This is a genomic window from Salinibacterium hongtaonis (assembly GCF_003065485.1).
Classification (GTDB): domain Bacteria; phylum Actinomycetota; class Actinomycetes; order Actinomycetales; family Microbacteriaceae; genus Homoserinimonas; species Homoserinimonas hongtaonis.
Genome location: NZ_CP026951.1, coordinates 840,297 through 853,911, shown reverse-complemented (window position 1 = coordinate 853,911; position 13,615 = coordinate 840,297). Strand labels below are relative to the sequence as shown.

The 13,615-nt window shown below is 65.0% G+C and carries 6 protein-coding genes; all 6 read right to left on the bottom strand.

Features of this window, described 5'->3' with window-relative positions:
• Positions 1–98: 98 nt before the first annotated feature.
• From C2138_RS04165 to C2138_RS04140, 6 genes are read right to left on the bottom strand one after another with little or no spacing between them, the layout of a single operon-like run.
• Positions 99–1,448, bottom strand: coding sequence for a double zinc ribbon and FHA domain-containing protein (locus tag C2138_RS04165; protein WP_159078136.1), 1,350 nt, complete (start codon positions 1,446–1,448; stop codon positions 99–101).
• On the bottom strand, positions 1,445–3,763 hold the full coding sequence (locus C2138_RS04160) for a transglutaminase-like domain-containing protein (RefSeq protein WP_108515776.1): 2,319 nt from the start codon (positions 3,761–3,763) through the stop codon (positions 1,445–1,447). The genes C2138_RS04165 and C2138_RS04160 overlap by 4 nt, the downstream gene beginning before the upstream one ends.
• Positions 3,760–5,250 carry a DUF58 domain-containing protein gene (locus C2138_RS04155; RefSeq protein ID WP_241961172.1) on the bottom strand — a complete coding sequence of 497 codons (1,491 nt, stop codon included), beginning with the start codon at positions 5,248–5,250 and terminating at the stop codon, positions 3,760–3,762. Before C2138_RS04155 ends, C2138_RS04160 begins: the two co-directional genes overlap by 4 nt.
• Positions 5,247–6,218: an AAA family ATPase gene (locus C2138_RS04150; RefSeq protein ID WP_108515774.1), complete on the bottom strand. Its 972-nt coding sequence runs from the start codon at positions 6,216–6,218 to the stop codon at positions 5,247–5,249. Before C2138_RS04150 ends, C2138_RS04155 begins: the two co-directional genes overlap by 4 nt.
• A gap of 22 nt (positions 6,219–6,240) precedes the next feature.
• Positions 6,241–12,135, bottom strand: coding sequence for an Ig-like domain-containing protein (locus tag C2138_RS04145; RefSeq protein WP_108515772.1), 5,895 nt, complete (start codon positions 12,133–12,135; stop codon positions 6,241–6,243).
• Positions 12,114–13,523 (bottom strand): serine/threonine-protein kinase, encoded by a 1,410-nt coding sequence (locus C2138_RS04140; protein WP_108515770.1) that lies wholly within the window; start codon positions 13,521–13,523, stop codon positions 12,114–12,116. The genes C2138_RS04145 and C2138_RS04140 overlap by 22 nt, the downstream gene beginning before the upstream one ends.
• Positions 13,524–13,615 lie beyond the last annotated feature (92 nt).

Here is a 13,615-nt window from a genome sequence, read left to right as displayed (position 1 = left end):
GGCGCATGCCCCCGTGCGGCACCATATCCCCCTGGTGCAGAAGCCGGGGACGCGCAGGACGGGGAGGAGAGGGCGGGCCGGAGAGGGCGGGCCGGAGGCTAGCTCACCACGAAAAACTGTTCGCCAATCTCCACCCTGCTGCCTCGGGAAACCATGACCCGCTTGCCGGGATCGCACCGAACGGGTTCGGAGTCTGGGTTGCGAACGACCGATCCGTTGCCGGAGAAGCGATCGAGAATCCAGAAGGTTCCGCGCTCCTGACCGAATTCGAGATGGGTTTTGGAGACCGAGCGGCCTGAGTCGAGCACCCTGACCACGTGGTCGAAGAACTCCCCCGGCTCGGGCTTGGGGTTGCGCCCGATCAGGCCAGTGCCACTCACGGAGACGCTCTCTCCTGTGCTGAACTGGAGCACGAATCGCTCGGCCGCTGGCTTGCGTGCCACTATTCGCGTGACCTCGGTGTCGTCCTCGTCGGCATCGTCTTTGTCGGTGTCGGAAGAAAACGCTGGGGCGGCTGCGCTTACGACGCCACGACCACTGGGCGGCGCAAATGCGGCAGGGGCCGATGGCTCCGGAGCAACGAGGCCAAAGCTCGGAAGGACTCCGACGGGCATCGTCGGCAGAGGGACAGGGATGCCTGCGGGAGGCTGCAGCGGGATCGGCCGCGAGTCGGTGGGCGGAGCAGGCATGAACGGCGCAGGCTCGTCATCATCGACGGCAGCTTCCGCGTTCGGGACCGCAGCTTCTACCTCCGGAACCGCGGGCTCCGCGTTCGGGACCGCAGCTTCTACCTCCGGAACCGCGGGCTCCGCGTTCGGGACCGCAGCCTCCGCCGGTTCTCCCTCGCCACCCGAGGACTCGGCAGCCGCAAACGGAGGCGCAACGACATAAGACAGTGCCGCCGGTGTGGGTGGCCCGATCGGAATCACTCCCGTGAACGCGGCGGTCACGGCGCTGGAGACGAAGCCGCACTGCTCGCAGAAGATGTCGTCAATGGCCATAGGCGCGCCACACTGGGCACAGACTATGGGGCCCCGTGCCGCCGGCTCCTCTTCGGGCTGCGGTGGCGAGGGAATCTTCGTGGCGTCTGCGGCCGGATCCGATACTGCATCTCTGCGGTCAGCCGTGCGTAATTGCCTTATGCGCTCAAGGGTGCCGCCAGGGCCCGTATCGGCCACGGCATCCGCTAGCGCGTCGGCCAGACCGAATGATCCGGCGGCTCCCCTTCGCGGCGGGCCCTCAAGCTCAGGGGCGGCGGAGGGCAGAGCCTCGCCGACAGACCGGTCATTGCCGGGCGACGGCGCGTCGTCTCGCGCCGGAACCTCAGTACCGGACGCGGCACCGGGCGCGGCACCGGGCGCGGAAGCAGGCGCGGCAGCACGGCGGCCGCATTCGCCGCAGAAAAGGGCCCCGGCGGGCAGCGGCGTGCCGCAATGGGAGCAGTTCATGGGAGTCGTCTCTCTCGCGCAAACAACCCTTTGACTCTATAGCCCCCGAGAGAGCGCAGCGACATGACGGCCTTGACGCGTTGCCAACGGGTGCGTGTGTGGGCGAGCCCAGCGCCGAGTTCGTCGACCGCGAGCCAGACCTGCCGAACCTCATCATCGTCGGCGGTCTCTGGTGCGAATACGGCGCGATCGGCGACGGAAGCAAGAACGAGCGGCTGGATGCCACCCACCGTCTCGGCGACCTCGCTGCGGGTCGCAGAGGCTGGCGGTTCGTAACCGTAGTCGAGCACCATGTCTTCGAACTCTTGCCATGCACCGCTGATGCGCAACGCCGAGCTTGCGGCGCGCTGGCGAAGATAGCGCCTCCGCATCTTTGCGGCTCCGATGAGCAAAAACGGCGAGAGCACGATTAACACGATGAGCGCAATGACGCCGAGCACAGCGACCGCCGCCAGGAGGATAGCCATCAGCGGGTCTTGGCCAGCTTCGTCTTCTTGCTCGCTGTCGAGGGGAATCTGGTCTGGGCGCGTGTTCTGCTCCACTAGCGGCGGGGGCACGGGGCTCTGCGGCCTGGCGACCTGCGCCGGGTCCTCTGGCTGCTCGTCGGGAATCTCTCGCGCTGGCGGCGTCGGATCGATGGAGACCCATCCCTGCTGGGCAGTGTCGACTTCGATCCAGGCCGAAACATCCGACCCGACAATGCGGGTAACGCCGTCGCCATCGGGGGCGAACCCGAACACGACCCGAGAGGGGAACCCGATTGCCCTGGCCATGAGTGCCGCCGTAACCGCATACTGCTCTTCGTCACCGATCATCCTGGGTGCCGTGAGCAGTTCCTCGATGCGGTCGGCGCCGTGCCCCGATCTGCTGAAGGGCTCTTCGGGCCCTCCGTGGCTGACGTAGCCCTCCGTGGCCAAGCGCGACAGCATTGCCGCGAGGCGCTCGCCCGGGGTCTCTGCCTCGCGCACCCAGCCGTCCAGGGCGACGGTGAGTTCATCGGGCACCGAGGTCGCCGTCGGCACGACAGCGGTTCCCGGGGTCAGCTGAGACCACGTCTCCGGCGCGAGATCCCCAATGACCACCGTGTCGACCGAGTAGGCATCCCCGCGCTCTAGCCCGCCAACGACGACCGCCGTGTTGCCGGGTGCGTTGTAAAAGAACGAGTCGCGCAGGTTGCCGGAGTCACCCGTGAAGTTGACGGTGGAGAGCAGCCCGACCGACGGCATCCAGATGCCCTCATAACCGACGACGTCGATCTCGATTGTCTTCTCTGCACCCCGTGCTGGCACGTCGCGCTGAATCGCGGTGGGGAGACGAGTGAATGATCCGGAGGCGCTGGCCAGCTGTGGAGTGCCGACAGAAAAGACGACGCCGTCGTAGGTGTCAAGCGCTGCAAGGCGGATGCGGGCTCCCGCTGGCAGCCCCGTCGCCGTGAGCATCGTGGAATCAGCGACACCCGCCTGATGGTATTTGCGCAGGCTGCTCAGCGGGCTCGGGTAGTCGCGCGGGTCGAACGGCTGCTCAATAGCGTCGCGGAGTACGGTGCGCTCCCGTGCGGGATCGGCCGTCACCGCGGCGGCACCACCCACACCGATTGCAAGCCCCAGGATGACCACGGCCGATAGCGCGGTACGGAGCCCGCCGATGCGCTCCGCCCCCGCCGTCGCATCGGAGGTCGCGGCCGTCGGTTGCGAGAGTTCGCGAATCGACTCGCGGCGGCGATACCACCGCTCCCAACTCAACCAACTGAGCACGACGACAAAGAGAGCAAGCGCAAGAACGACCGCGGGGGCCGCCTCTCGCGGGCCGAAAAGGAGCCCGATAACAAAGACCACGACGGGAACGAGAACGGCGAGCGGGCCACGCTTCGATCTCAGGGCGATCGTGAGCCCCACAACACTCGAGGCAAAAATCACGGCGAAGGCTGGCACCAGCAGCGCCTGATAGCTGCCAACCGGAAGCGCGATGGTGAGCAGTTGCTTCCATCCGAGGGCGGTGCCGAGGATGAGATCCTTGAACCCCTCGAGCGTCGGAACGAGCCCGAATCGCGTCTGCGACGGCACAGCGAGGGGCACGCCGATGAGGAGATACACGAGCAGCGTCGCCGCGAGGAGAATCGGGCTCGACCACCGGAATCGCGCACCGAGAATCGCCAGCGCTGCGCCCGCCAGAATGGCCACAACTGCCATGAGCACAAAGCTCGCATCGCCGTAGATGGGCCAGAATGCCGCTGCCGCGGTGCCGATGGCAGCGCAAAAGAATGCCGTGACGCGGGCGACAAACGATGCCGCCCATGCTCTTGGTCTGATGGTCATGTCTTGGCCGCCCGTGCGAGGCTCTTGCGCAGATCTTCGAGGTAGCCGATGGTCAGAACGCTGAGGCCAGACACTCGACGGAGCCCCGGCACCGCCTCGGGATCGCACACAACCGCAACGACCTCAACTCCGGGAGGGTATCGGGTGGAGGCGGCACGCAGCTCACCGGCGGTAGGCGTCGATCCGCAGATGAGAAACGCCACCGAGAGGCCGGCGACCTGGTCTGCCGTAACGCGGGCAACTTCTGAAAGATCGAGGGATGATGCTTCCCGCTCGACCAATGCGAGATCGTCGAGCAGGCGCCCAGGGCTCAGAGTGCTGAGCGCGCGCACGCCGAACAGCTTGCGTTTGGCAAACTCGGGAGTCGTGATTCCGACGACGACTGAAACGTTGCGCACGTCGCGGATTGCTCGCACCCCGAGGGATCCCGCCACGCTCACGGCCATCTCGAACTCATCGTCGCTCGCATAGTCCCGATCAGCGAGGCTCAGCGCGATCACGAGGTGGCTACGTCGAGTCTCCTCGAACTGCCGCACCATGTAGGTGCCGGTCTTAGCCGTGCTCTTCCAGTGAATAAAACGGCGCTCATCCCCCGCCGTGTACTCACGCAGCGCGTGAAATGAGACATCGCTGCTCGTGATGTCCCGCGTCGGGTTGCCCTCAAGGTCTCGGATGAGGCCCGTGCTCGTGCTCGGAATCGCGATAATCCTGGGGTGAACGAAGAGCTCGTGGCGGCCCGTCCACGACACTTCGCGGCGCACGAGACCGATGGGGTCGGCGCGCACGGTTCGCACGGGGCCCACCGGCAACATGCCGCGCCGGGCGGTCGGCACCGTGAACTCATGGTCGAACACCGCTCCCCCCGCAAGCCCAGGCAAGGCAACTTCCGAAAGCGCGCTTCCGACGGGCACCTCTGCTTTAACGCCGAAAACCCGGTGCCGGGTGGGGTTGGCGATCGTGATGCGGGCAACGGCATTGTCGCCGACTACGACCCTGCTGTGCGGAAGGTCGAGAGTGATGGTGAAGGCGTTGCGCCCGACGAGGTAGAGCACCGCGACAAGAAGCACAATCACGCCGGCATAGGCAACCGCGAGAAATTCGCTCCAGCCAGCCACGGTCGCGATGACGAAGGCAACCACCACTGCAATCGCCGTGCCCCAGCCGACGCCCGTGACGACGCTACCCACTCGGGCGGCGACGCTCTGCATCCAGCTGCCGACCATCCTGCCAACCCGAACTGCGCCGACAATAGCGTCGGCGAGCACGCCATCCCGGTTGCCGACGATGCGGCTTCTGGCGTTGGTCAGTCCGCTCGTTGTCGGGCCACCATCAACGCGGTGAGTTGCGCCACCGTGCAAGCGGGTCGATCGTGATGTGGCCCCCGTCGTGAGGGAGGTGCGGCCCACGCCATGCTTGAGCGCACCGAGGCGCGCCGAAGTCCGCGGGGAGTCCTCCCGCGGCACATCGTTTGTGGTGCTCGGTGTCACACAGCCTGCCTGTCGCTGGGAGGCGGCGTTTCCATGAGAATCTGAGCCATGATGCTCGACGCCGTTACTCCGTCGAACTCTGCCTCGGGGTCGAGAACGAGGCGGTGAGCGAGAACCGGCTCGGCAAGTGCCTTGATGTCGTCAGGGATGACATAGTGCCTGGCGGCAGCTGCGGCGAGCGTCTTGGATGCCCGCACGAGGGCGAGAGCGCCTCGCACGCTAGCCCCCAGTCTCACTTCGGACGCAGAGCGGGTTGCGTCGATAAGCCGCGAAACGTAGTCGTTGATGGACGGGTCCACATGCACGGTTCGCGCCAGGGCGCCCATCTCCACGATCGTCTCCGCCGAAACAATCGCCGGCACGGGCGAGTCGTGGGCCTTGACTCCGGCTCCCTCGAGGATGCGCAGAGTCGACGCGTGATCGGGGTATCCAATTGACGTCTTCATGAGAAAGCGGTCGAGCTGAGCCTCGGGGAGTCGGTAGGTTCCCGCCTGCTCGACGGGGTTCTGAGTCGCGATGACCATGAACGGAGAGCCGACGGGGTGGGTTACGCCATCGACCGTGACCCGGCCCTCCTCCATAACCTCGAGCAGGGCGGCCTGAGTCTTGGGGCTGGCGCGGTTGATCTCGTCGGCGAGCACGATGTTGGCAAAGATCGGGCCGCGGTGAAAGTCGAACTGGCTCGTGCGCTGATCGTAGATGCTCACGCCCGTGATGTCACCGGGGAGCAGGTCTGGCGTGAACTGCACCCTGTTGCTCGACCCGTCCACGCTCTGCGCCATGGCCCTGGCCAACGACGTCTTGCCGGTCCCAGGAAAGTCCTCGAGCAGAAGATGTCCCTCGCTCAACAGTGCCGTGAAAGACAGCTTGATCACAAAAGTCTTGCCGAGCAGAACATGCTCAACGTTGGCGACGAGCCGATTGAAAATATCGGAGAACCAGGCCGCCTGCTCGGGGGTCATCGTCATCGTTGTGCCTCTCGTGGTGCCGTTATGAACATGGGATCTCCGCGTACAGGGGGTCCTGGTAGGTGTTTGTTCCGTCGCTGACAGTCGCTTTAATTCTGAGGCCCGTGGCGAGGGGAGGTGCGCTCTGACCCGCGGTGTGCCCCACGAACATTCCGCCGAATACTCCGCCGATGGCGTAGTCCACCGCGTAGGTGACCGTGAGTCCCGCGCCGTTATTAGGCGGCGCGATGGGCACGAACGGCTCCCCCGCCGTGCAGGCGATCACGCTGGCACGCGTCGCGACCGGCATGGCCGAGATGGCCGCAGACGGGGCGCCGCAGAGGTCTTGGCCAGCATCCCGACACGCCCTTACCTGCACGGTGACCGATTGGCCGTACACCCCGCTGCTAGCGGGAGAAGTGACGAACTGGTTGTCGACGACGGGACGCCATAGCGCGTCTGCCCCGATCGCATACTCGTAACGAACGGGGTGGCCAGTCGCCCGCAGCCCGCTGACGCGCAGATCGAAATAGCCGTCCGCCTGGTGAACGACATCGAGCGTCGCCGAGGCACGGCCGGGGGGCCGCTTCGATTCGACGGGGGCAGAAACGCTCACGGAACAGAACAGACCGTTATCGGAGTAGACGGCGTAGACGTAGGCGATCCCATCCGTCGTCGAGGTGTCGACCCACCCGCTCGTGCCACTGCCCGGGATAGCACCGGGGTGCACGCCAGTGGCGCACGTCGAGGGAGGTGAGTCTCCGATGAATCTCGCGACCGAGTAGTTGCCAGAGGGAGCTCCGTTCCAGCCGCCGCCCTGCCAGCTCACGCGAATGCTTCCGTCGGAGCCCGTGACTGATGCGGAGACCGCAACAGGCAGCGGCGAACCGACCGCCGTGACGGCAACAGCGCTACTGGAGTTCCATTCGTCGGCGCTGGCCTGCGCCGAGTTGCGAGAGAACACCGTGACGCTGTAATTCTGGCCGGCCTGTATCAGCCCGCCGACGCTCGTGGTGAGGCTAGTTGATGCCGTGGTGATGTCGGTCTGGCCAAAACCCGGCCCGGAAATCCTCACCGTGTACCCCACGACGGGGGTTCCCGGCGAGGGGTTGGGGGTGCGATCCCATCCGATCACGAGCTCGGCCTCGGTCGTGGTCGAGGCGCGGGCCGTCACCCCGGTGGGGGCAGCGGGTAGGTAATCGACCCTCAGCGCCACGCTCGACGAGCCTGCCGCGGAAGGGCCGATGGCATTGGTCGCGATGACCTGGAATTCGTACGATCGCCCGACCTGCAGGTCAGTGAGCACGCAGAGCTGATCGAGGCCGCAGTTCTTGCGGTAGCCACCGTTGCTCGACGACACGACTTCGTAGCCCGTAATGGCCGAGTTGTTGAAGGCTGGCGGGGTTATGCGCAGGGTCAGCTCTCCATTGACGTGACCGCCAACGCGGGTCGGTGCGACGGGCGCGTCAGGAACATCCTGAACCGAAACGGTGATGCTGCCCCATACGAAACGATCAGGGTCGCCCGTCGCATCGGCAACCTGGTATTGGAGTTGAGCATCAACGGGCTCGGCGTTGGGAGCGACGGTGACGGTGAGCCTGCTGCGATCGGCGCTGGGCACGACCGAGACGCCAGCGGGCAGGCTGCCTCCGTCGAGTCCGCGGATATCGACGACTTCAAGCGGCTGGCCGGGGAACGGATTGGTTGCTTGATCGTTGGCGAGCACGTCGATGATCGTTGACTTGCCTCGCGGCGTCGTCGCGGTGTCGGCGGCGGGGCGAGCAAGCGGCCTGCTGGAGCTGACGACCCGCAGCGAGATCTTGCCGGCCTGGCCGTCGCTGAGGTCGTCGCGCACTCCCAGGGCAATCGCCGTCTGGGTGCCCTTGGCCGAATCAGCATTGGCCCGAAGGGTGAGGGTGCTGCCGCTCAGCGTGTAGCTAAATCCCGTGGGGAGCGGCTCCAAGACCCGGTAGACGAGCTCGTCGAAATCGTCGGGGTGCGGATAGTTCGTGAGCTTGAGAAGGTCGAGGACCTTCTCCTCTGCTGGCTCGAATTCGATCGTTCCGCCGGCAAAGACGGGCGGCTGGTTCTCGCGGGGAGTCACCTTGATGGGCAGCACAAGCGTTGCGGTCCGTGCCCCAGTCGCCGTGGCGGATGCGCCATCGGTGACCTCGAACGAAATCGATGCTGGCCCGAAATACTTGTCTGCCGATGTGAACGCCAGCGTGTCTGAGTCGACGACGAGGCTGTCGCCGTTGGCATTGGTCGCTCGCACGGTCGACGTATCGGTGAGCTGAACCTGCTTGCCCCCCACCGCAATGACATAGTCGTTCAGGTCGATCACCAGGCGCGACTCACTCGTTACCGTGAGCGGCTTCGCCCGTCGATCGAGCTGGGGTAGCGCATCGGCCAGGCCAGGCACGCGGATGAACGCATACGACACAACGGAGCTGTCGTCGGGATGCTCGACGGCGAAGGGGATGATTTGGCTTCGCTCCCCCACGGTCACCGTGATGCTGTTGCGTGCCGTGATCGAGGCATTCTCCTTGTATCCGTCGACCAGTCGCAGACGCAGAGTGTCGACAGGTCCGTCGGCGAAGAACACGTTCTGCAGCACATCAACCGTGACCGTCTCGCGATCGAGGATGTCGGAGAGGGTGAGTACCGTATCGGCCGCGAGAGGGTGTGCGAGCGGGGCATCCGGATCCACCGTCACCGTGATGAAGTTGGAGCTTCTGCCCCCGACTTCGTTTTCAATCGTGTACACAAGGCCGTAGCTCCCTGCATCGACAGGGGGCGTGACGACAACGACATCGCCGACGATCTCTGCCGTTACCCCGGGGTTGGGGTCGACCTCTACGACCGTGAGGGATCCCCCGTCAGGGTCGATGTCGTTGGCAAGAACCTGTATCGAGATGGATCCGCCAGGACGGGTCGTCACCGCATCTGCCGTGGCGACGGGGTTTCGAACCTCGTCGAGGGGCGGGGCGATTCCGACCCGCACGCGACCGGTCGCCCGAGCGCCGAGGCTATCCATAACCGTGTAGGTGAAGGTATCGGTGCCAGCAGAGTAGCCCCCCGCCTCGTACTCGATGAAGTCGGTGCCCACCTCGGTGACCGCACCCTTCCCAGGGTTGCTCTCTTGGCCCAGCAACTGCACTGAGTCGCCGTCGGGGTCTATCCCGGTGAGGGGCACCCTGATCATGACGGTGCCGCCAGCAACCACACGAGCGGTGACGGTGCCCGGCGTCGGAGGTTTATTGGTCGCCTCGACCACCTCGCGCACGGCAATGCGCACCTGTGCCTGCGCCGTCTGCCCGTCGGGCCCGACGATCTCGTAGATCGCCGTGAAGTTGCCCGTGATAGTGGGGGCGAGATAGCGCAGGCGCTCGCCTGAGGCAAAGAGCAGGCCTGCATTCTCAACATTTTTGACGAGGGTGGGGTTGAGCGTGATGATCTCGCCGTCGGGGTGCAGGTCATTGGCGAGAACAGGGATGTCGATCGTGTCGCCCACTCGAACCGTCACGGTGTCGTCCGTCGCCACGGGAGCCTGCAGCGTCAGAGGATGCGGAATCTCAATGACCGTGATCGTGCCGATCGCGGTGGCAAGCCCATTGGTGATTCGGTAGGTGAGAGTTGCGGAGCCGGATTCGAGCGGCGCGATCAACGAGAGCCTGATCGACTTCTGTTCCAGAACCTCGGCCGTCACCGCCGGCGCTGTGTCGTTGGAGACTCCCAGAACCATCAGCACTCCCCCTGCGGGGTCGGTGTCAAGCGCAGCGACATTAACGGTCTCGCTGCTCAGCGTCTTGATAAACACCGTCTTGGGGGTCGTAATGGGGATGCTGTTGGCATCCGGCGGCGCCTTGACCTCAACACGCACGATGCCCGTCGCCGTCTGGCTGCCGTCGGTGACCACGTATTCGACAGAGAACGACCGAACCTGATCGCTCACAAACCGGAAGGTCCCTGCCTCGAAGTTCGGAGTGATCGTCGCGCCCGTCCGGGATGGCACAGCGCTCAGTCGAATCTGACCGGTTCCTCCCCTGACATGCGAAAGGGGCGAGATGCGCACCTCGCTGCCTGCATAGCTTGTGACAGCGAACGGCTCTGCGATAATCGGCACTTCACCCGCCGGGCTCACTGTGATGGACAGCGCGCCTGATCCGCTGGAAGTGCCGTCAGAAACGGTGAGGCCGACTGACCGCAGAGCAGCCGGGGATCCTCCCTCTTGAAAGACCACCTCGCCGCCCGGTTTGTAGCTCACGAGGTCGGGCTTGGCTACGGATGCCGCCGTGAGATAAAACGCATCACCGTCGGGGTCGACGAAGTCGGCAAGAACATTGGTAGTCACCCGACCGCCCTGGGCCACGAGAGTGCGCGATTGCCGAACCTGCTCAGGGGGAGAGTTCTCTTCAGGACTCCGCACATCGACCCGGACCACGGCCGATGCCGATCCGCCGCGTCCATCGGTAATTGTGTAGGGGAACGACGCCGAGCCCTGTGCCGTCGGCGTGAGTGTGATCTGCACCTGCTGGCCATCGCGCACAACGTCGAGGTGCCCGAAGGTCTCGTCGATGGCACCGATCTCGGTAACCATGAGAACGTCGCCATTGGGGTCGAAGTCGTTGAGCAGAAGGGGAAGGATGGTCGCCCGGCCCGGGCGAGCCCCGAACACGTCATCGACCGCGACGGGCGGCAACTGTGCCTTCTCATACTCCGGAGGGGCATCCGCATCGCTCTGCTCCACCTGCTCGTCGTCCTGCTCGACGAGGATGAGGTCGTCCCAGTTATCAATGAGCTCGCCGCTGTTCTGCACGGCCCAGGTCGCGCCGGCGACCGGGTCGTTGAGCAGCACGCGGGCACCGTTGACTGCGAACACCAACCTGCTCACGGCGGAGCCAGCGCTCGCCAAAGCGAACTCGGTCGGCTCCTGAGAACGGCAGGAGCGCCATGCTGTCCCGTCGGTCCAGGCGGCGAAAGCGCAGCCATCGACGACAACCGGGGCAGCTGGGCTGCCCGTGCGGCCGTCGACCCTCGCGGTGACGGTGCCGTCAAAGGTCACGTCGGCAACTCCGCCGTCCCACGACACGAAGACGCGACCGGAAGATGGCCCCGGCTGCTGCAGAGTTGCCGTTGAACCAGACCCTATGACCGCGGAAAGATCGGCCCGAGCACCGTCGAGCCACAGCTCCCGGGAATCACTGTTGAAAATGACGGGCCGATTACCGACGGCGGTTATGTGAAACGCATCGTCCGTTGACCCTACGTCAATGGTGGTGCTCTCGGCCCCCGCGCCCGTCGCGGCGGCACCAAGATTCGGTTCGATGCGGTGCAACTGGCTCGTCTCGGGAGAGTAGGCAAAGAGGATGCCCGTCTCAGAGACGGCAACAACAGACCCCGGCCCCAGGCTCAAGGTCGCCTCAGCCGAGGCGTCAAAGCCGCCCAGGTCGCTTTCGGACAAGATCCATACTTCGCCCGTGCCCTCTGCGTGGATGATTGCCGTCCCCGCCGAGAGATATACCCGAGGGTTGTCGGTGGGCAGCGCCACGCTGTCGATCACGCTCGAGGTTGCCGCGTCCACTACGTCCAAACGGGTGTTCGCTCGGTCGAGCAGCAGTACAGAGCGCCCCTGCTGCACCACGTCAAGATCGCTTCCGTCACTTGCGACAACCGTGTTGAACTCCAGGATTTCGGTGTTGGCGCGCCCGATAACCTGGTTTTCGCCGTTGGCGACCCATACGGCGGCGTCGTCGAGATCCATGCGCTGCGCCGTGTAGCCATCGGAAACAATGGCGACAGTGGCGATGAGTGCCGCGATTACGACGAGACTGGTCGCCGTAATGACGGTAGATACATGGCGCGAAAGCCAGCGCCGCGCGATTGACGCGCCGCGGCCAGACTCCCCTATGACGTTCATGGCCTGATCGCGGCGCATTTCTCGTTGCTTGCCGGCCCGACGACGCCGGACCGGTTGACCTTGACTGTGATGCACGCATCTTCGCCAGACTCCCCCGACACCGTGAAGGTGGGGGCGAGCTGAACGCTGCGCTCGCCATCGGAGGTCTCGATCTGGTACGAATCGCCGTCGAGAAGCCCGGGGTCCGACCACGTGAACTCAATGCCGCCGGGAGTCTGTGCCGCCTGAATATTCGACACCGTGGGAATCGACGAATTGGATCTAATCAGAACATAGACGGCGGTCCCCGCGAGAGCGATGACGAGGCCAGCGACAACCACCAGGATCCAGGCGATGGTTTTGGTCGGGCCGGAGGGCCGACCAGTTGCGGAGCTGACGCTTCCGACCTGCAGAGCGTGCTCGGCGACCGACTCTCCCGTGATACCGCCGACCGGGCGCCTGCGGCGTCGCTTGGGACGCGGCGAGCTATCGGCCGCCGCGATGGCCCTCACCTGCGTGCGATCTTCGAGGTCGGAGACGGAGCCGAGGGCCCAATCGTCCATCGCGACCTCGATGGGCGTCTGCGGCAGCCCCAGCTCCGACTCGATCGACTGAAGCTGATTGACCAGTTCGAGCACAGACGCCGGGCGCTCGGCGGGATTGCGCGACATGGCTTTGGCCAGCACGTTTTCAAGCCCAGCCGAAACATCGGGCCTCGCAATGGGCTGGGGGCGGGCCTTGCTGATGCGCCCGATGAGGTCTGCGCTTTTATTGGGTTTTCCCTGCACCTCAAACGGTGAGCGCCCCGCGAGGAGCGAGTAGACGGTCGCCGCGAACGACCACACCTCTGCCGCTACGCTTCCGGAATTCTCACCGAGCAAGATCTCTGGCGCCGACCACGGAATAGACATTCCCACGGCCTCGTCGGCGTCGCCGCCGGCGACAGTCGCAGCGATGCCAAAGTCGGAGAGCACGGGATGCCCGTATGCCGTAAGCAAGATATTCGACGGCTTGATGTCACGGTGCAAGACCCCAGCCCTATGCGCGGTCTCGATCGCGCTGCCGATTCGCACGGCGATGCGCAGCACCTCGCCCACGGGAATCGCCTCACGGCGATAGCGCTCGCTCAGCGCTGAGGAACACATCTCCATTACGAGGTAGGGCCGACCATCGGCAGAGACGCTCGCCTGATAGACGGTGAGAATCGAGGGATGCGAACTGAGCTGGGCCATGAGGTTGGCCTCGGCTTGAAACATCTGGCGAACATGGTCGTTGACGACCTCGCTGAGCAGCACCTTGACCGCCACCTGACGGCGCGGCATGTTCTGCTCATACAGAAACACGTCGGCGAACCCTCCGGATCCCAGAACGTGCAAATGATTGAACCCCGGCAACACGGGAGGTTGCGATGGCAGTCGTCGCGCCATTGAGCCCCCCTTGCTGAATGTGATCTACCGAAGTGTGCGCCGCGGCTTGGCCCGACGAGCTTTCATTCTAGGTGAGGGGTGCCGGGCGGGCG